Here is a 22,422-nt window from a genome sequence, read left to right as displayed (position 1 = left end):
ACAGGCAACTCCTAACCGGGCTTTAAGCTGATCTTTTTATTTATCTGAAGTTCTTTATATAATCTGCCAGATCTTCTTTAGTCCTGGAAAAACTGAACACTTCGTTAATCGTGAAATAATTATTCCTGTCTAATGTTCTGGCGTAAGCATATTTAGCAAAGTCCAGTTTACGATCTTCAAAAGCGAATAGTTTAACGAGTTCTTTTACCTGCGCTGTAGTAAAATAATTATTATCCGCAATCTGCTGTGCTACTGTCATACGGGTATTATCAAAGCTCTCTTTGCGGATAGCTTCTCTGGCCATAGCAAAAGCGTCATCAGACATCTGCTGTGGCGCGCGTGGGTTATTGTACCCCTGCCCGGGGCGGTTATCATGATTATTCCAATCCTTTCCGCCATTCCCCCGATCCATATTATCATAATAATCCCCTCTGGTTAAAGGCTGTTCATCTACCAGTGTCTTACCAAACCTGTTCACTACAATATCTGTATAATACTGAGATTTTATCAGCAGATTAGCATTATACACCTGTTGTCCATAAGCGGCATTATTCCATCTCTCTTTTCTTACGAGGAACAATTTTACAGAATGATAACCAGGAGCCAGATCTTCTATGGTCAGTGAATTATCCTGACAAATATAATTCCTGTCATCGATTACGGCACGAATAGCGCCGTTGCCAACCATCGTAATACTTAATTTACTCTGTGCCTGCACGGCCATAGAAATAGTCAGAAAAAGGCATAGCAAGGGGACATAACTAACTTTCATGGTATAGGTTTAGGTATTAAATAAAATTTATATGCTAAAGTAGTCCTTTTACCTGATTTATTGTTATTTTGCGCAAATGCATGGAATCAGGTATATAGATGAATTTATCAGCTCACCGGAAGACCTTTTCAGATTATTGAGAGATAATGTGATATGGGATACCCGGATGGCTGCACGAAGAACGGCTAGTTTTGGCGTTGCCTATAACTATTCCCAGATCCATTATCCTGATACGCCATTCATTCCGGAGTTGATCAATATCCTGAACAGGATTGACGACGAACTGGGTTTTGAGCCCAATAACTGTCTGATTAATTATTACCTGGACGGAAGTTCAAAAATGGGATTTCATTCAGATCAGATTGATATATTAGAAGATAATACAGGCATTGCGATTTTATCTGTAGGAGAAACAAGAACGCTCAGGTTCAGAAATATACAGGATAGAAATGAAGTGGTGGATTTTGAATTACCTTCCGGATCATTGATCTATATGACACAGGAAGTACAGCATGTATGGCAGCATTCCATCCCTGCTGCAGATACCAATGAAGGGAGGATGAGCCTTACCTTCCGGAAAATGAAATTGTAACAAATTTATTGATTATATCAGATATTTGAATTAATTTACTTTTCATATAGTACGCAAAACCTGATAATCGAAAGTAAATACCCCAAAGAACGAGCCCCCCAAAAGGTCCACCAGCAGAATGTAAGAATCAATAAACATTTACCCCAAAGGAATAACGCCCATTGAATGATTCGGCTATGAATACATAGTACAACATTGTTTTTTTATTATCACAGCTCTTTACTGCCGGAAGGATCTTCCGGTGAAGGATTCCTTTATTGTTTAAGACCTTAAAAAATAAACGATGGAACCTGTCTGGTCAAAGTTCGATAATGAACTTGCCGATATCTACAGTACTTATCTGGCACTTAAATCCACGCCCGTTACTCCCGGACAATATCTGCATACTGCTTTAAAAAATAACCCGGAAGAAATTTTCCTTACGCTGCAATACAAAGGGAGCCTGCAGGCGATTGAAGCTGCAGGGTTTAAAACGGCTTCTGTTGAAAGGGAAGGTGTGGCAAATGGTCATGTGATGTATGAACAACTGGGAGATTTGTCGGCTCATCCTGATGTCATAAAGCTGGTGTACGGACATGAAATGCACCCCAATATAGATACCAGTACGCTGGAAATACTGGCAAGAGGAACTACGGCGGGTACCGGTTGTATATGGTCTGTAGTACCATCTACCGGTGTATTTACCGGAATGACAGGTGAGGGAGTAGTGATAGGTATTATAGATACCGGTATTGATTACAGGCATGAATCTTTTCAGAAAGAGAATTCTACAGATACCAGGATCTTCAGGATCTGGGACCAGGGGTTAGTACCTGTAGCCGGAGAAAGTTCTCCAGCTGTGGGATTATTATCTGCAGGTCCTACTTATGGTGTTGAATATACAGAAGGCAATATTAACGGAGCGCTGGCTACGCCGGCTACTTTCAATGTGCGTACAAGAGACTGTAACAGTCATGGTACACATGTAGCAGGCATTGCTGCGGGTAACGGTAAGCAGAAGAACTTTTCAACAGATCCCCGCTTTGTATTTACAGGTGTAGCACCGAAAGCAACGCTGGTAATTGTAAAGATGCTTTACCCGGAGATTGATCCAGGTGTTAATCAGGTAAAGCGTTTTAAAGATGCTGTTTCTTATATTCTGAATGTTGCAGGTGCCAGACCGGTAGTGATTAATTGCAGTTTTGGCCGTGATACAGGGCCACATGATGGTCTGGTGGAAGATGGTATAGATGGGCAGGAGATATTCCTGGAATCTACATTTGCCGCAGCTACCGGTAAGATCTGTGTGTTTGCTGCAGGCAACAGCGCCAGGCACAGACAACATGCTATTATTACAATACCTGCGGGGGGGGCTATAGAAATACCCTTTGATTTAGATGATCCCCGTAGCTCCAGAAGCGATTTTAATACCTGCGCCACGGTGGAGAATACCTTACCGTTGGGACTTGATTTGTGGTACAATAATAGTGTGGCAGGTGTAACCATCGGGATGAAGCAACCTCCTCCGGATGCTGCTTTTCATCCCAGTCCCGGAGTGGCAGTGGGAGCTGCTTTATTCAATCATCCTAGTGCTGCAAACAAGGAGTTTTCAATCAGTCATACAACGACAAATGTTACACGTAATGCGAGTCCATTGTCGCGCAAGCACATTTCTGTTACGATCTTTCCTAATGGACTTATCCATCGGAATGGCCGTTATACGGTTAAACTTACCGGTCCTGCGGGCGCTGTTATCCACTTATGGTGCAGACAAGCCAGAGGATATCAGATAAAGCTGGCTCCGGATGCGGCGATTCCCGCCGGAGTAAATGTGACGGATGCCAATACGATCAGTGGGCCGGCACATACACCCAGTGTAGTGACTGTAGGTGCTTATGATGATGCAGATGGTCATATGGCCTGCTTTTCTTCACAGGGGCCATTAGTGGATTACTCCGGCTCCGGAGTACTGGCAGCCAAGCCAGAACTGTCAGCGCCCGGTGTAAAGATCTGGTCTGCCAAAAGTTATCATACAACAGCGGAGCCTATGGGTTCTGTATTCTTTGCCATACGTGATATACTGGGCGGGTATACTCAAAAAGGCGGTACCAGTATGGCGTCTCCGCATATTGCAGGCGTAGTGGCGCTGATGCTGCAAAAGAAGTCTACCCAGACAGTGGCCGAGATCAAAACCGCTTTACAGTCTACTGCGCGCGCCCGTCCGCAGACATTCCCTGCAACAGAGACATGTCCGCAAACAAGTGCAGGTACGCTGCCGGCTACTCCGCTGGTATCTGCCAGTATAGCCGGCAGCGGTAAGGTAGATGCAAATCATGGATGGAGCATTATTGTACCCTAAGAAAGCATTCAATTATGGCAGGAAAAGATACTATCGTACGCATCGCTACTTCCCTGGCTAAAGCCCTGGGTGGCGGCGCTTCCTTCTTTGATGATTTCAGCACCCAATCACTGGGACTGAAATTACCCGATGCCGTGTTACAGACATCCGCGGTGACCAGTGCGCAGAAACAGGGATCGTTTGCAGCAAACGCGCTCACCAAGGCGGCTACTGACCTGGAAACTGCCGTGGCGGCTGATGATACGGCTGCTATCATTAAAGCCATATTTGATCTGGGACAAAATCTCGTGGCTTATTTCTCTGCTATTGGTAACCTGGTATCTGCTGTTTCGGGGAGTATTAATGCCGGTACTATCCCTGATAGCAATGACCGCGCAGCTGCTACTGCACTGATAGCTATACTGGGGAAAAAGATCGCCGATGGTATTATCATCTCTGCTATTGAAGGGTCTGTGCCACAGGTGATGTTCGGACTGAAAATATTAGGTCTGGCCGAATGGCAGTTCACCCCCGCAGATACAGGCAATAACCTGAGTAACGCCTATGTGAAAAAGGGATTGTACCTGGAAAGGATTAAGGGGTTGATCAATGATCCCGCTAAGCATTTCAAAGATTATGTGAAATGGGGAGATCCATCCTTTGATCCTACCAACAGCTTTAATACACTGTTAGATTTCTTTGACGCAGAAGATGCAGTAGTTGTAGGCGTGGTAGATGGAGATCCTTATTTTCAATATGGGAATTTCCGGGTGCGACGACTCTCCGGCGGATTGCAATTCGAATTTAAACTATCCTTTACAGAAAGCGTTGGCGCCAGGATAAACCTCAATGATCAATGGGGCATAGGTTTCTCCGCTCACTTTGGTCTGGATGGCCAGATTGCATTAAAGGTGGCTCCACCACTGAACTTTGAACTGACACCTCCCGGCGCAGATGTATCCGGTGATATAAAACTCTTCCTCGACCGTAACGAATCTGCCAGACCCTTTGATATCATCGGCAACAATGGACTGATCAATCTCTCTGCTACCAATGTAGCAGCAGGTGTAGGATTATCTGCCAGCTGGGATATCGGGAAACACGCTGCTATCGTAGAACCGATGATCTTTGCGGAAATCACAGGCGCTACCCTGCGCATTGGTTCTGCAGATGGCGATGGCTTCATTGCAAAACTGCTGGCCAGCGCAGATATAGAAGGCAATTTCGACCTCGGACTGGAATGGCTGGCCAGTAAAGGACTACGTGTAAAAGCCAGTGGTGGTATAGAAATCGCGCTGCCTATACATAAGCAGTTAGGTCCGTTGGAAATAGATACCATTTACCTGGCTTTAAAGATACTGACAGATGGTACGCTGTCCCTGGAAGCCTCCGCAGGATTTAAGGCCATGCTGGGCCCTTTATCGGCGGCTGTGGAGCGTATAGGTGCTAAGATAGACTTCTCCTTCTCAGATAGTAACAGTGATAAGTTCGGGATGTTTAATGTAACGCCGGGCTTTAAACCACCTAACGGGGTGGGACTGGCCGTGGATGCCGGTGTAGTGAAAGGAGGCGGATATCTCTTCCTGGATTATGATAAAGGCGAATATGCCGGTGCTTTGGAACTGACATTCAGTGAGATCGTCTCCTTAAAAGCCATCGGTATCATCAATACTAAAATGCCGGATGGTACACCGGGATTTTCTTTACTCATCATCATTTCAGCGGAATTCGGTACCGGTATACAACTGGGCTTCGGCTTTGTATTACTGGGCGTAGGCGGCTTACTGGGGCTCAACAGGAGAATGAACCTGCAACCCCTGGCCGAAGGTGTGCGCAGCGGTGCTGTAAACGGCATCATGTTCCCTACGAACATCGTAGAGAACGCGCCGCGCATCATCAGTGACCTGCGTACCTTTTTCCCGGTGGAAGAAGGGAAATTCCTGATAGGGCCTATGGCTAAACTGGGATGGGGGACACCGGCGCTGGTGACGGTATCATTAGGCATCATCATCGAGATCCCCGGTAATATCGCTATCCTGGGTATTTTAAAAATAGCGCTGCCAACAGACGAAGCTGCGATATTAAAACTACAGATCAATTTCATTGGTGCAATAGAATTCGATAAAAGCAGGCTCTGGTTCTTTGCCAGTTTGTACGATTCCCGTATCCTGTTCATTACACTGGAAGGGGAAATGGGCTTACTGGTAGCCTGGGGTAGTGATGGTAATTTCGTGGTGAGTGTAGGAGGTTTCCACCCTGCATTTAATCCTCCGCCTTTACCATTCCCTTCTCCTGCAAGGCTCTCCCTCAATGTTCTCAATGAGGACTGGGGGAGGATACGTGTGATGGCTTATTTTGCTGTTACGTCCAATACCGTGCAGTTTGGCGCAAGAGCTGAATTATACTTCGGATTCAGTGCGCTGAACATAGACGGACATATTGCGTTTGATGCATTATTCCAGTTCTCGCCTTTTTATTTTATCATATCATTATCCGCTTCTCTTTCTGTGAAAGTATTCGGAATAGGACTGTTGAGCGTAAGAGTGGAAATGTCGCTGGAAGGGCCTACGCCTTACAGGGCCAAAGGAACAGGTTCTATTTCCCTGCTGTTCTTTGATGTGGATGTTGACTTCGACTTTACATGGGGTGAAACACAAAATACAGTACTGCCTCCGATAGCTGTTATGCCATTGCTGAAGGCCGAATTCGATAAGCTGGTAAACTGGAAGGCTCAATTACCTGCCGGTAATAACATCCTGGTATCATTGCGTACAATAGATGCTGCTGCCGAACTGGTATTACATCCGGTTGGTACATTACAGGTAAGCCAGCGTTATGTACCACTGGGATTAACACTCAATAAGGTTGGTACACAGAAACCCAGCGATGCGACGATATTTACCGTTAGCGCAACAGGACTGAATAAAAAGAATGATGTACAGGAAGCATTTGCCATGGCGCAGTTCCAGGACATGGATAACGCTACCAAATTATCCCGCCCGTCTTTTGAAAAAGAAAACGGCGGACTGGAACTCTCTGTTGCAGGTCATTCTGTAGCTAGTGGTAAAGCAGTGAAACGCATCGTACGGTATGAATTAATAGTGATAGATACCAATTACAAACGCTTCTTACGCCGCTTCTTCAACTTCTTCAGTGGTGCCCTGTTCAATCATTTCCTCAAAGGAAATGCCGTGGCAAAATCTTCGCTGTCGATGAAGAGCAGCAAACAATTGCAGCCTTTTGATGAGAAAGTACAGGTGGTACAGGGCGGTTACGCTGTAGCCAGTGTGATGAACAATAAAGCAGTGGCCACTTTTGCCAGTGAAGCCCAGGCAAGGGAATATATGCAGCAACAAAGCGCTAACCTACAGGAAACATTACATGTTATTCCACAACACGAATTAAACACCGCAGCATGAGCGAGACTATAGCCACATATACTTTTCTCCCCTGGCTACGGCAGGGCGTTGCAAACAAGATCACTGCGGCCGATATGGACCCTGCCGTAAAGGTTCGCGCTACCATCAATGTGGCGTTGAAGATCGACGGGGATGGAGGCGCTATTACAGAGGCTATCTCCAAAGATATACAGTTGTATGGCCCTGGTGATATAATAGGGATCGATTCCAGGGCTATCGTAAAAAATGAACCACATAACTGGATCACTAATTTTGAGCCGAATTACCTGCCTTATATTGAGTTTTACGATGAAGATTTCCCCTGGAGATATACCCCCGCTGCTCCGGATACTACGCGCGACAGACTACGTCCCTGGATAGCGCTGGTAATTATAAAAGAAGGGGATTTTGAAGAGGGAAAGAATATACAGGGAAAACCGCTGTCGTTTATCACCGTAGATAATGCGGCTACGAAGTTCCCGCCCGCAGAACAATTATGGGCCTGGTCGCACGTACATGTAAGTGATAGCCTGATGACAGAGATATCAGGTTTACCAGCCAATAAAGACCAGATACTGAATAATTTCACACAGAAGGTGGGGAGTAATCCTGATATCGCCAGCAGCCGTATCATGTGCCCTATCAAACTGGAAGAAAATACAGCCTATCATGCGTTTCTTATTCCTTCATTTGAAACAGGCAGGTTAGCCGGATTGGGCAAGAGCATGAACCCCGCAGACATACCTGCTCCTGTGCATGCTACTCTTTCTGCCTGGGCCGATTATACCGGAAAGGATGAACCAGCCAGCTTCCCGTATTATCACCGCTGGTATTTCAGAACAGGATCTGTAGGGGATTTTGAATACCTGGTAAGACTGCTGCAACCCAGACCGGTAGATAAAAAAGTAGGCCGTAAAGATATGGACGTACAGGACCCCGGCAGTAACCTGCGGGGGATCGTAACTCCTGCACCGGGAGGGATTCTCAAACTGGGTGGTGCTTTACAGGTGCCATTTGATACAATGACTCAACCGGATAAAGATGAGGTAACGAAATATGAGGAGTGGGACCAGCATCCTGCTTACCCGGTAGCATTTCAGCAGGACCTTGCCGCGTTTATCAACCTGGCAGACGATTACAGCACTACTGCGGCCGCTACTGCCAACAGTGCTACTTCACTGGACCCTGCTATTCAATCGGACTGTGACCCTCTCATTACAGCGCCGTTATACGGCCGCTGGCATGCATTGGTGAACCGTTTGCTGAAGAGCGGCGATGCCGATAATGAGAACTGGGTACATCAGCTCAACCTCGATCCACGTTTTCGTGTAGCCGCCGGGTATGGTACCAAAGTTATACAGGATAACCAGGAGGATTATATGAGCGCTGCCTGGAAACAGGTAGGGGATGTGCTGGAAGCAAACCGTAAAATGCGATTGGCACAACTGGCTAAAGCGGCTTCCTGGAGCTGGTACCAGAAACAATTTGCCCCGCTGGTGCAAAATGCAGATGACCGGTCATTACAACTGCTGGCTCCTGTACAGAAAAGAGTACTTGACAGCAACATGACGGTATACTACCAGGTGAATCAAAGCCGTGTAACATCGTCCGTCATATCCTCTCCGATGCGTAAAATTATGCGCCCGGGTGGAAGAGTGATGAAAAGACTTTCCTTTACGGCAACTGTGACACCTACCAATCTGGCACAGCGTATAAACGATGCTGCCGTAGTGATAGCGCCGCCTAAAGTGATCCCGGCCACCTTACCTACTCCTCAACAACTGGCAGATGCATTAGGGCCTAAAGACGTACCACCGTTATTGCTGTCTGCATTAAAGACTGCTCCCTGGATAAGGATTGCTGCTTTATTACTGGCATTGTTGTTTATCATCCTGGCGTTCTTTATACCCATACTGGGTGTATTGGTCGCATTGCTGATAGCCTTCTTCCTTCTTACGGGCAAATGGAAGAAACAACAGGATGCTACGGAAGCATTGACAGATCAGACACCTTCTTCGGTGGATGCATTGCCTACCAGTCCGGATTTCGTACTGAGCAAACCCAGTGATCAGTTTAGACCTTCCAAAGGCCCTACGGACAGCAAAGAAGCCGTACAGTATAAGAGTGCATTGAAAGATGCTTTGAATATGCTGGAAGTGACAAAACAAAGCGGACAGATAACAGAAAGACCTAAAATTGATTTACCTGCTGTTGTAGATGTGACGTTTAAAGGCATTAATCCCGTATTAACTATTCCCCGCCTGATATACAGCAGCGTGCTGATACCTGAAAGGATACGAGTACTGCTGGCAGAAGAGTTTACAGAAGTATGGGCTTATCCTGAAATAGATATTCCCATGTATAAACCACTGGCGAAAATATCCTCAGAATTATTCGTTCCCAATATCAATTTCATCAGTGAAAACACGATCTCCTTACTGGAAACAAATCAGAAATTCATAGAGGCTTACATGGTAGGACTGAACCATGAATTTTCAAGAGAGTTATTCTGGAGAGAATATCCTACAGACCAGCGGGGCAGTTATTTCCGGCAGTTCTGGGATGTGAGCAGTTTCTTTGATGGCAGTGTAACAGACCCTGTTGCATTGAAAGAAAGATTAAGGGATATTACCCCGATACATACCTGGTCTAAACATTCCAAACTGAAAGATCATGATAACCGCGAAGCATATGGTGATAAAGAGGAAGAACTGGTACTGGTGATCCGTGGGGAATTACTGAAGAAATACCCCAATGCCGTGATCTATGCACATCAGGCTAAATGGCAGCTGAATGATGATGGCACCATCAATAATCAAGTGGAAAGAGAGCTGGTAACACTCACGCCGGCACAGGAAGATAATCCACCGCGTACAATCGTTAAAACACCATTGTACGAAGCTAAGGTAGATCCCGATATTTATTTCTTCGGCTTTGATCTGACTGCATTGAAAGCAAGAGGTGGTACAGGAGAAACGAATGCGGACCTGAATAATGCGGGATGGTTCTTCTGTATCAAGGAACGTCCGGGTGAACCACGTTTTGGATTAGATATAGATAAAGATACCACACCTAATGTATGGAATGATTTGTCCTGGCAGGATGTATTACCTGGTGGAGCGGCCGGTTCTTTTATGCAGATAACAGATGCTACGCCTACGATCACTTTAAGTCCGCTCGATGTCACGGACAATGAAAAAACAGAGCAGCGTGCAGATGACAACTTCGTTTCCTGGAACAAGGATATGAACGCGGCAGAAGTGGCTTACATTCTTTATCAGGCGCCGGTACTGGTGGCAGTACATGCATCTGAAATGCTTCCCAAACCTTAATACAGAATTCCATGGCTGAGTTTAATGAGATAAGACAACAACTAACGGATGCGCGTAACAGCAAGGCGCAAACACAGGAATCGCTGACTGCTGCGAAAGAGAAGTTAAGCAGGATTAACAGGGAGAAGGAGCAATTGCAGAGAAGTTATGATGCCGGTAATCCTGCACATGTGAAAAAGCTGGAAGAGCTGAATAAGTTGCAGACCAGTACAGCAGATACTGTAAATACGCTTAAAAAGAATTTAATAACTGCCGGTACAACCGTAGCAGATATCTCCAAACAGTTCCAACTGTTTTTAGACCCAAAGGAAAATATCAGCAGACTGGATGATGCTTATCCGTTCTTACTATTGCCGGTAAGAATAGAGACAAGATTTAAGAAAATAGACAGTAACAATCAGCTGTGGATAAGGATTTTTCCGGATGATTGTGCCGTAGATACTTTTGAGAAATTATTATCAGAGACAGAGGTAAAGAATGCGGTGTCTTACTGGAACCGTTTATGGCAGGCGGGTGGTGTGGAAGATGATGAACGGGCTGCGTGGAGAACGCTGGTATCCAGTCATGGTTCAGGAAGGGCCTCTTATATAATCAGTCAGTACAGGCCGGTGAATGAGGCGGATAAGCCGGTGAAGGTAAAGAAGACGGATATTATCCTGGTGGTAAGTTCGCCTGCGGTGCCTGATAATACATGGCGTGATTACTGGACCGCATTATTGAAATCTGCCGGGAATAAAGCAGCAGAAACAAAAGCCTATACAGATCTTGTAAAGGTAGTTGGGGCCGACAACGCCGCGCAGGGTGTAAAAGATTACCTGCCGATGGATTTTGCGGCTTTGTCATTATTGTACAAATCGGATACAACTGTAACGGTAACAGTGGTCTTCCAGCAGTTGCCTGCTCCGGGTACAACGGATACAAAGTTGCAGTCCTGGTCACAGGCGCCACATGTAAACGTAATGCCCGACTGTTTTGTCGTGAGTGGTTATCAGAACGGTAGTGTGGTATTTGAAGTAACGGGTTCGCAGGTCCCTTCTCCGTTGGTAGTAGGGCCGGATCCCAACGCAACACCGGGAGATGAGTTCACACAGGATGCAAACGGGGAGATGGTAGTAGGGGACGATATCCGCTGGATGGTTGATTTTGATGAGGCGATTGCAAAAGGGTTAGGATTTAAGATCGATCTGACACCAGCACAGGCGGAGGCCGGTTTTGATAAGATCTTTGCGTTAGGTGTAAGACTGAGTAACGATGAACGGAAAGGTGCTGAATTGTTGGAAGAGCTGCTGGACCATCATCGTTTAAGCCGTAAAGGATTATCCCTCCTGAAGCAGGGGACTGCTACCAATAATACTGATACAACGGCTGCCGGTCATCAGAACCTGGATGATGCGGATGAGAGTTTCGATGAAATGAAACAATCGCAGCTGTTCACTGTAGAGACAGACCCGTTCCTGAAGAAAGACGGACAATGGCTGGCGGAAAGCCTGGGTATCAGTTATGAATCTTTGTATAAAGTGAAGAACAGCGGCTTTACAGATCAGTTGGAAGGTAAAGCAATGAATGTGGCATTATGGCCGGCAACCATGGGGTATATGATGGAAACCATGATGCAGCCGGTATTTAATGAGAGTGATATCATCAGTACCCGCGACTTCTTCAACCGCTTTGTAGCAGGGCGTGGTACCGTGCCTGCTATTAAGATAGGCAAACAGCCTTATGGTATTCTGCCGGTGGCGACATTCTCTAACCTGCCCTGGCTGAGTGGCAGTCCGGTCCCCGGAATAGCCGTTGCTTCCCGCAGTTATATTTCCCGCCTCTATGAAGTACTGAAGATAATAGATGCAGACTGGGCGCCTTTGGTGAACCAGGTATCCTGGATCGGTAAAACGGGGGATGCACACCAGATATTGCTGGACGTAGTAGGCTTAAACCCTGATTCTGTAGAGTATTATCAGCGTAATGCCGAGAGCGTGGAAGAATTGTATAACCGCCTTAATTTAATGGGATTCGGGGGTGCAATAGCGGCTATTCTTATCGTCGCAGGCTATGCGAAATCCGGTATAGACCTGTTGAAGAAATTTGGTTATACAGGCCCGGTACTACCGGATATCCTCAATAAATTCTTTATCCAGAGTCAGAATCTTTTAAAAGGTCCGTTGATTGATGACAGTCCGCTTTCTGAAAAGGAGTTAATAAGGAAATATACCCCGGACCCCAATGGAGTGAATTACCTGCAATGGCTGATTACTGCCGCAGAAACCTCTCATGATACATTACGTAAGCAGGAGGGGTTTATAGATGGAAAGATCCCTGCTGCTTTGTTATATCATGTCCTGCATCATGCGCTGGACCTGAGCTATGTGGAAGTAAGCCTGCTGTTGTTCCAACGGGCTGCATTACTTACTCCGGAGCAGGTAACGTCTTCTAAAACAGAACCTGCTTTTCTGCATATCAGTCAGAAGGCCACAAAAACAGAAAGCCGCTGGCAATACCTGTATGCTCCGGAATCTAAGGTCACAGGTGATAATGAGTTATTAGTAGGGGATTATATCCCGAAGATCATTAAAACAGATGTTGCTACGCAATACCTGAACGAACAGTTAAAAAGCGTGGAATTATTAAAAGGGATTCCAACGGCCCGACTGGAAAGGATTTTTGCAGAGCATATAGATTGCTGTAGTTACCGTCTCGATGCCTGGAAGAATGGTATCCTCAATTACCAGTTATCATTAATGCGCAGCAGCGTGAATGATAATGGGGAGGCTGATTATAAAAAAGGAACTTATATTGGCGCCTATGGCTGGCTGGAAAACGTACGCAGTGAGAATAAAATATTAACTGAAGTAAACCTTGAAGATGATCCGGTATTGAAAGACCTCTTCATTAAAGACCAGAAAACGACATTGGTAAAAGACAATACCAACGGCGGATATATACTGGCACCTTCCTTAAACCATGCCGTAACGGCTTCCGTATTACGCAACGGATACATGACAAATGCTAATCCGGACGCTTTGCGCATCAACCTTTCTTCAGAGCGTGTACGCAAAGCATTATCCCTTATTGAGGGCATGCGTGGCGGACAGGCATTAGGCGCTTTGCTGGGATATTATTTTGAAAGAGGGTTACATGAAGGGCATCCCGGTGTAGAGCTGGATTATTTCATTTACCAGTTGAGGAAAGCTTTCCCGCTGGCTGCCAATAAGAACAAAGAAACATTGCTGGATGATGCTGCACTCAGCAGTGTGGAAGCGATTGAAGCAAATAATGTAATAGACGGCCTGGCACTGTTAGAGCAGATACGTGTAACAGGCATCAGTACTTATCCTTTCGGGAAGGTGTTGGACCCTTTGGACAATACTGCCCAGGGAATTGCTATTGCAGCAGAAGTACAGCAGATCATGGACCTGAATGATGCTATAGCAGATACTGCACTGGCAGAGAGCGTACACCAGGTAGTACAGGGCAACTATGACAGGGGGGCGGCTACGCTGGATACCTACAGCAAAGGTAATTTTCCGCCGGTACCGGATGTGATCCAGACACCACGTAGTGGTGTGAATCTCACGCATCGCGTCGGACTTCATTTTGAAACAGGACTGAATCCTGCTGTAGAGATAACACCAAGGGCCAAAGCAGAACCAGCTGTTAACAAGTGGCTGAAGAGCATGATTCCCGCTGTGAATAATATAGTCTGCACTGTTAGTTATAATGCGGTGACCGATGAGGAAATAAGTGCCGCTACACTTGGACTGGAACCTATCGATTTATTATACCTCGTAAACATAGATAACGAACCCGCGATGACGGACCTGGATGATCGCATCAACAGGTTCGTACTGGATAAAGTAACGGTAAGACCAGATACTGTCATTACCATTAACTATATGAAACGCATAGCGGGCAAAGTGAGTTTCTTTGAACTGGCCCCGCTGATGAATAGCCTGCGTCATTTATTATTGCATTCAAGACCGCTTACTGCCAATGATATCGTATTGTCCAATAATGCACAGCAGCAGGCAGATCAGGCCCAGTCGCTTGACAGCAGCAGGTTACAGATGGCATATGACAGGCTGGAAGGGTTGCGTGCAACCCAGTTGACGAATTACAGTGCCGTCATTGATCCGCTGGTAGCAGATACTGTTACTAACAAAGCACAGATCCTGAATACCATAGACGTCCTGATGACAGACCTGGTGAAGATCTTATCTGCGGTTGGGCAGTCGGGTATACCCCAGGCTGGCTATGGATTTATTCATGACAGGAAAAAACAGCTGTTCATTAATCTATTGAATAAACTGGATGAACTGATAAAACGCTGGGATGACAGACTGGTACATTTTGATGGCCTGATAGCCACTTATGGAAGTTTAACCACTGATGATGAGAAGTTTGATTTACTACTGAAAGCCAGAAGGGATATTACGGCCGATCCTGAAGTATTGTTACCGGTCAATCCTGATGATCTAAAAAATGACCTGATAGCAGGGCGTTTAACGTTTAAGAATAAACGGGATGATTTCAATAACCTGTATCATACCAATGAAAGGGCTTTATCTACTTTCCTTACTAATATCAAAGCATTGTTGCCCATCACTACTTTTGACCAGATATCATTTGATGTGTCGGATGTAGAGCAACTGATCATTGTCCTGGCAACCGATATGGCTACCAGGGCAACCGGACTGGCAAAAGACCTGAAAACACGTTTGACCACCGCAGCCTCTTTGCTCACGGATGCCGCTGCTGCTACTGAAAGCAAAGCATCTGTTGATTTGTTATTACAGGCGGGGAAACAACTCTTCCATGAAGATTTTAAGATAGTGCCTTCGTTTACGATGCCTGCAGATAAAGCAGATGAATGGGCGAATTCCTATGGCGCTACTACTCAACTGTTAGATCATCTTATCAATACGGAGAAAGTTGATTTCCCCGTAGACGAATGGTTATATGGTGTAGCCCGTGTACGTGAAAAAATGTATCACTGGGAGAATACAACGATCCTGTCTGAAGCCTTTGGTAGTACTGAACGGGTATTACACCCCGTACAGTTACCGTTTAATACGGCAGATAGCTGGCTGGCACTGGCCTATCCGTCAACTTATGTAATAGAAAGCGATCGTTTGTTATATACTGCCCACTATGCCGTTCCTTTTGATAAGACGAAACAGCAGTGCGGGTTATTACTGGATGAATGGACGGAAGTGATCCCTGCCCGTGAAGAGACGATAGGTGTTGCCTTCCATTACGACCGGCCAAATTCAGAGCCACCGCAGGTAATGTTATTAGCCATGCCTTCCGATTTCAGGGGTGGCTGGCAATGGCAGGACCTGGTGAATATTCTGCATGAAACACTGGATATGACAAAGAAGCGTGCGATAGAGCCTGATGATATTGACAAATGGGATTACGCGCGTTTCCTGCCTGCGGTCGTTTCGTCCATGACGGTATATCCGCTGACAGCATCGTTGAATTTTGCTTTTAACAATAACGTTCAGGAAATACTTAGCAAATCATGAATCAATACGTTGCTTTAGATAATATCCGTCAGGAGCTGACGTTGAGAACAATTCCTGCTATCACTTTGTGGAACAGGCTGGAAGCCCGTCCGCGTACGGATAACTTCGACCGTGCATTGAAAGCGGAAGTACGGGATGCGCTGTGGATGCTGACCAAACAATGGCAGATGGGAGAGTTCCGGGGAGATGATGCGGGATCTCCTGTTACGTCGAAGATTCATATGAGCACTACCAAATTGTCCAAATATGTGGCGGGGAACCATGATGTGCAGGTATTTGATGATACTGTTCCGCTGGAAGCTAAGGCAGAGCAGCGGCCAATTCCTTTTACCATCGATACACAGAAAGTATCACTGGATATAAGGTTGTTAATGGGCCGTCAATGGTTAAAGATGATTGCATCTACCGGTAATTTTAAAACTGCTTACGTCACGAAATATGCGATCAGCATACCTGATATAACAGATAAAAACGACGTAATGGTTACCGCTCACAGAGAAGCCTGGCAACAGGTTGCGGCCACTGCACAGCGTTGTATGGACGGTTATGAACTCTATATTTATCTGAAATCAGATGCTGCCCATCACGCTTATGATACGATCCCTATGACGCCTGTGCAACAGGATGCGATTGATATCTTAGCCGGTAAGTTCATTATCTGGTATGAGAAATTATACTATCAACCTTTAGACCCCGAAAACAATGCCTGGAAGCCTGATTTCCTGGAATACCAGTTTGGTTGTTCTGCACCGCAGGGCAGCGGGGAGAAGGTACTTACAGCAGATCAGTACTGTGATGGTCACCTGGACTGGTACAGCGTGGACATAGATCCGCTGTCGACTACATTAGGAGACACCGGTGTGCCGGTAGCTCCTCCCAAAACATATACCCGCTCATTTATACCCGTACCTGTTACGTTTGATGGTATGCCGGATACCCGCTGGTGGACATTCGAAAACGGGCGTACCAATTTCGGGAATATTAATCCGGGTACTACAGACCTGGGTAAACTGCTGCTGATGGAGTTCGGGTTGGTGTTTGCCAATGACTGGTTCCTGCTGCCTTTTACCCTTGATGCGGGTAGTATTGCCAATATAAAGGGCATGTCCGTGACCAATGTATTCGGAGAAAGGTACTGGATAGAAGCTGCGGGGAAAGGGCTGGATGATGACTGGAACAAGTGGAGCATGTTTACATTGAATACAAAGGGCAACCTGGGAGAATTAACAGATCCCGGTTTGCTGGTGTTACCCGTAACGCCTAAGATACTGGAAAGCAAACCGCTGGAAGAGATACGGTTTATCCGGGATGAAACGGCCAATATGGTATGGGCGATCGAACATACTGTTCCCCTCATGACTGGTGCTTCCAAACGTGGCAGTGAAGCCGCCGATGAACTGAGGAAACGTTATCAGCAGTTACTGGATAAGGATATTTCAGATGGAACGGTTGTAAGTCCGGTTCCTGTATATAAAGCAGATATCCGTTACCAGGTGATGAACGGTGTTCCTGAAAACTGGATCCCGTTTATTCCTGCACGTATGGAAGGCAGTAACAGGAGTATCCGCCTGCAGCGTGCCGCTATGCCAAGGATTCTAAACGGCGATGCTGCCAAACCTGAAAAGATCCGTCCGCGGACTACACTGCTGCGGGAAGGATTGGATATAGACCTCTGCAAGCCTTATTTTATTAATGAAGAAGAAGTACCCCGTGCCGGTACGAATGTGTACCAGTCTTACCAGCGCTCACGCTGGTACAATGGCGGTGTATGTACCTGGCTGGGTATCCGTAAACAGACCGGCAGGGGAGAAGGGCATAGCGGACTGGCATTTGACCAGACTATTCCGGTGAAAAAGGCCGAGTAAAGCAGATAAGATACTGAGGGACAGTTTATAGATTTTAGGGCATTATATTGCTATCCGTTATGATTTTTTTCATCTAAACTATATATTCGTCTCCTCAACAAGTATTTGTCATGCTAAAATCCACATCAGGTCTCAGGGCTTTTGCCTCTGTATTTTTATTTATTACATGCTGCGCAACAGCTTCCCTGGCTCAGGTGGTTGTTGCAGGTATGCAAAGTGAATATCTTAAAAACCCTATCGGTATAGATACCCGTAACCCACGCCTATCCTGGCACTTGTCTGATCCACGTCAAAATAGCCTTCAGGGCGCCTATAACATCCTGGTAGATACTGATTCCAGCGCCGTGGCAGAAGGAAGAGGGAGTGTGTGGAGTACCGGCTGGGTAGAATCAGACAGTACCCTCATCGTGTATAAAGGTCAGCCATTACAGCCGTTCACTAAGTATTACTGGAAAGTAGCGGTCAAAGACCGCGACAATCAAACATCCGCAGGGATAGCCAGTTTCGAGACCGGTATGATGGAGATGAAGAACTGGCGTGGCGCCTGGATTTCCGATAATGACGACCGGAACATGAAACCGGCCCCTTATTTCAGGAAAACCTTTACCACTGCTAAAAAGGTACAATCCGCACGTGCTTACATCGCCGTTGCGGGTTTATATGAGTTGTACATCAATGGGGAAAAGATAGGTAATCACCGTTTAGATCCTATGTATACCCGTTTTGACCGCAGAACATTATACCTCACCTACGACGTTACCCAACAGTTGCAATCCGGTAAAAATGCTATCGGTGTGTTGTTGGGGAATGGCTGGTATAATCATCAGTCAACCGCCGTATGGGACTTCCACAAAGCACCCTGGCGTAACCGTCCGGCTTTTTGCCTGGACTTAAGGATTACTTATGAAGATGGTACTACAGAGATCATCAGATCGGGGAAAGACTGGAAAACAGCGCTCAGTCCTGTTATATTCAACAGTATTTATACTGCGGAACATTATGACGCCCGTCTGGAAAAGAAAGGCTGGAATACGCCTGTATACAATGATTCCGCATGGGGCCATGTCATCTATCGTGAAGCGCCATCTGCCAATATTGTAGCCCAGGTGATGCATCCGGTAAGGAATATTGAAGAGATCCCTGCCAAGAGCGTGAAGAAATTCAGTGATTCCAATTACATCTTTGACCTTGGCAGGAACATTGCCGGTGTAAGTAAGATTACGGTGAAAGGGCCCGCAGGAACGGTCATCCGTCTCAAACACGCAGAAAGGTTATATACTAACGGTCACGCAGATATTTCCAATATAGATGTACACTACCGTCCAACAGATGATAAAGACCCTTTCCAGACAGATATCTATATTCTCAGTGGCAACGGAGAAGAAACCTTTATGCCGCACTTCGACTATAAAGGATTCCAGTATATTGAAATCAATAGTACTAATCCGGTTGTATTGAATAAAGAAAGCCTGGCAGGTTATTTTATGCATAGTGATGTACCATCAGTGGGGCATATCAACTCTTCCAATCCTGTTATTAATAAGATCTGGGCTGCCACCAATAACTCTTATCTCTCTAATCTTTTTGGTTATCCCACAGATTGTCCTCAGCGGGAAAAGAACGGTTGGACAGGCGATGCACAGATAGCTATAGAAACAGGATTATACAGCTTCGATGGCATTACCATCTATGAAAAATGGCTGGCAGATCACAGAGATGAGCAGCAGCCCAATGGTGTATTACCTTCCATCATTCCTACAGATGGCTGGGGATATGAATGGGGTAATGGCCCGGACTGGACCAGCACCATTGCTATCATCCCCTGGAATATTTATCTTTTCTACGGAGATAAAAAGCTGCTGTCTGATTGTTATGACAACATCAAACGTTACGTAGACCATATTGATCTGATCAGTCCTACGGGTTTAACTACCTGGGGGCTGGGCGACTGGGTACCTGTAAAATCAGTAACTCCGGTAGAACTGACATCTACCTGCTACTATTATGCCGATGCATTGATCTTATCCAATGCCGCGAAGATTTTAGGGAATGAGCCGGACTATGAAAAATACCTGGCGCTTTCCGTTAAAATAAAGAACGCATTTAACAATAAATACCTGAATAAGGAAACAGGTATTTATGGAGAGGGTGTACAAACCGCATTAAGCTGTCCGCTTTACTGGGGGCTTGTACCGGACGAGTTTAAAAGTAAGGTAGCAGCTAACCTGGCTAAACGTGTGGAAGCGGACCTGTTTCACCTGGATGTAGGTTTACTGGGGCAAAAAGCTATCCTGAATGCATTAAGTGAAAATGGTTATGCGGATATAGCATATAAAGTAGCTTCTCAGAAAACATACCCGTCCTGGGGCTGGTGGATAGAGAATGGCGCTACAACTTTATATGAGAACTGGAAGATTGATGCATCCAGTGATATGTCCCTGAACCATATTATGTTCGGAGAGATAGGAGCCTGGATGTATAAAGGTCTTGGTGGCATCTACCCGGATGCGTCCCATCCCGGTTTCAGGAATGTAATACTCATGCCTCATTTCGTAGAGGGACTTGATCATTTTGAAGCCACGCATGAAGGACCTCAAGGTACGATCTCTTCCTCCTGGACGAAGAAAGGCAAAAAGGTGAATTACACGGTCATCATCCCGGCCAATTCCACGGCAACCATCGTGTTGCCTGTAATAGCAGGTTTAAAGCCCTACCTGGACGGAAAACCGGTGGAGGGAGAGATGGTGTCTACAGGGTCGGGTACGTACGAATTTTACTGGAAATAGGGAAGATTGTCAGCTGTTATTGCTCATAAATACACTGGATCTGACTGTTTAGTTCTTTGATTTAGCATTGGAATATGGGTTCAGGATTTGTTTTTCAATTTAACTTCATCTAATATTCACGTCAGATAAGGTGTATTTATGAGCAATAACAGCTGACACGAAGATTATGTTACCTAGCCTGCCTGAACCATACATTTTTGGTAAAAGAAGCGTAACTTTAGATACAATCATAATGGCATGGCTACATTTTCAGAAGTAATCAATAGTGATAAGCCGGTATTAGTAGACTTTTTTGCCACCTGGTGTGGGCCATGTAAAACAATGGCGCCGATTTTAGAGCAGGTAAAGCAAAAAGTGGGCACTGACGCAACGATCATAAAAATTGATGTAGATAAGAATCCCGCAGCTGCATCTGCTTACCAGATTCAGGGCGTACCAACACTGATCCTGTTTAAGAAGGGGAAAGTCCTTTGGAGACAGTCCGGGGTCGTTCCCGCCAATAGCCTGGAACAGGTTATTAAACAAAACGCATAATTGCATAGACTTAATCATGCTTGTCCTTAGAAAGCCGCAGCAATGCGGCTTTTCTTTTTGTTATAATATTTGTATGTTAGTAGCCATAACCAAAGTTCACTTATGAAATTATCTCAACGCCTGTTATCTATTGATGCTTTCCGCGCTATTACCATGCTGGCTATGATCTTTGTGAACGATGTAAGTGGTGTCAGTAATATTCCCGCCTGGATAGACCATGTAAAGGGCAATGAGGATGGTATGGGCTTCGCTGATACTGTTTTTCCGGCATTCCTGTTCATTGTAGGACTCTCCATCCCTATTGCCATTGGCAAGCGTATTAGTCGTCAGGACTCGTTCTTCAGTACTGAATGGCATATCATTGTGCGTTCCTTTGCGCTGATAGTAATGGGTTTCTTCCACGTAAACCTGGAGAGTTACAGCAGTCTGGCAGTCTTACCCCATGCCGTTTGGGAGCTCCTGATTACCGTAGCCTTTTTCATGATATGGCTGGATTATCCTGAAACGATGAACCGTACCCGTAAATACGCTATTATGGGCGTAGGCGTAGCTTTATTGCTGTTAATGGCCTTGTTGTATGAAGGTGGCAGCAGGGACGATCCTCATGGTATGCAGCCGGAATGGTGGGGTATCCTTGGGATTATTGGTTGGGCGTACCTGGTATGTGCCACCCTGTTCCTGGTGGCAAAGGGAAAGTTCCCTCTGCTGGTGGCTATTTATGGTATCTTTTTGCTGATCAATATATTGCATCACGGGGAATGGTTCGTTCCTCATTTATTTCTCATAGGGGACGGTGGTTCTGTATCGCTGATTATGGGAGGTGTCGTAGTTTCATCTCTGTATCTCAGGTTGATGAAGGAGGGCAAACGCAGTACCCAGATGCTCATTTTTACAGTAATTGGAATAGGAATGATAGCCGCAGGATTCATATTACGTCCTTATACGGCCGGGATTTCAAAAATACATTCCACACCAGCCTGGGTGCTGATCTGTTCCGGTATCAGTGTATTGCTGTTTAATCTGATGATCTGGCTGGTAGATGTGAAGGGAAAGATGAACTGGTTCAGTATCATTCGTCCGGCAGGGACCAGTACACTCACCTGTTACCTGATCCCTTACCTGTTATATTCCATCTTTGTGCTGGTACACTTTCATTTCCCCGCCGTATTGAGTGAAGGGATAGGAGGGATTCTCCGTTCCCTGGCAGTTGCTTTTGTAGTGATATTGATAGCAGGCTGGCTGGAAAAGAAAAACTTACGTTTGAAAATATAATTATCGGTTTTTTTTGTGGATGGTGCGAAGCA

At 45.7% G+C, this 22,422-nt stretch carries 10 protein-coding genes; 9 read left to right on the top strand and 1 reads right to left on the bottom strand.

Annotated features, from left to right (window positions below; genetic code table 11):
• Positions 1-40 precede the first annotated feature (40 nt).
• Entirely contained in the window at positions 41-772 is a 732-nt protein-coding gene (locus tag GO495_RS31625; protein WP_157303963.1) for a proline and serine-rich protein 1 family protein, read from the bottom strand.
• Positions 773-848: 76 nt separating this feature from the next.
• On the opposite strand from GO495_RS31625, the gene GO495_RS31620 reads away from it, so the two are divergent.
• The 9 genes from GO495_RS31620 to GO495_RS31580 all read left to right on the top strand — a co-directional run bounded on the left by GO495_RS31620 (position 849) and on the right by GO495_RS31580 (position 22,390).
• On the top strand, positions 849-1,364 hold the full coding sequence (locus tag GO495_RS31620) for an alpha-ketoglutarate-dependent dioxygenase AlkB (protein ID WP_157303962.1): 516 nt from the start codon (positions 849-851) through the stop codon (positions 1,362-1,364).
• Between the two features lie 283 nt (positions 1,365-1,647).
• A complete protein-coding gene (locus GO495_RS31615; RefSeq protein ID WP_157303961.1) occupies positions 1,648-3,702 on the top strand; it encodes a S8 family serine peptidase in 2,055 nt (684 codons plus the stop codon).
• A gap of 14 nt (positions 3,703-3,716) precedes the next feature.
• Entirely contained in the window at positions 3,717-7,100 is a 3,384-nt protein-coding gene (locus GO495_RS31610) for a DUF6603 domain-containing protein (RefSeq protein WP_157303960.1), read from the top strand.
• Positions 7,097-10,411 (top strand): hypothetical protein, encoded by a 3,315-nt coding sequence (locus tag GO495_RS31605; RefSeq protein ID WP_157303959.1) that lies wholly within the window; start codon positions 7,097-7,099, stop codon positions 10,409-10,411. Before GO495_RS31610 ends, GO495_RS31605 begins: the two co-directional genes overlap by 4 nt.
• Before the next feature lie 11 nt (positions 10,412-10,422).
• Complete coding sequence (locus GO495_RS31600) at positions 10,423-15,933, top strand: hypothetical protein (protein WP_157303958.1); 5,511 nt, start codon at positions 10,423-10,425, stop codon at positions 15,931-15,933.
• Positions 15,930-17,798 (top strand): hypothetical protein, encoded by a 1,869-nt coding sequence (locus GO495_RS31595; protein ID WP_157303957.1) that lies wholly within the window; start codon positions 15,930-15,932, stop codon positions 17,796-17,798. Before GO495_RS31600 ends, GO495_RS31595 begins: the two co-directional genes overlap by 4 nt.
• 110 nt (positions 17,799-17,908) lie before the next feature.
• Positions 17,909-20,584 (top strand): alpha-L-rhamnosidase, encoded by a 2,676-nt coding sequence (locus GO495_RS31590; RefSeq protein ID WP_157303956.1) that lies wholly within the window; start codon positions 17,909-17,911, stop codon positions 20,582-20,584.
• Positions 20,585-20,821: 237 nt separating this feature from the next.
• Positions 20,822-21,118, top strand: a complete 297-nt coding sequence (gene trxA, locus GO495_RS31585; RefSeq protein WP_157303955.1) for a thioredoxin — start codon at positions 20,822-20,824, stop codon at positions 21,116-21,118.
• A 102-nt stretch (positions 21,119-21,220) separates the two neighbouring features.
• Complete coding sequence (locus GO495_RS31580) at positions 21,221-22,390, top strand: DUF5009 domain-containing protein (protein WP_157303954.1); 1,170 nt, start codon at positions 21,221-21,223, stop codon at positions 22,388-22,390.
• The last annotated feature ends 32 nt before the right edge of the window (positions 22,391-22,422 follow it).

This window comes from Chitinophaga oryziterrae (assembly GCF_009758125.1).
GTDB classification, from domain to species: domain Bacteria; phylum Bacteroidota; class Bacteroidia; order Chitinophagales; family Chitinophagaceae; genus Chitinophaga; species Chitinophaga oryziterrae.
This window is presented reverse-complemented; position numbering and strand designations above follow the sequence as displayed.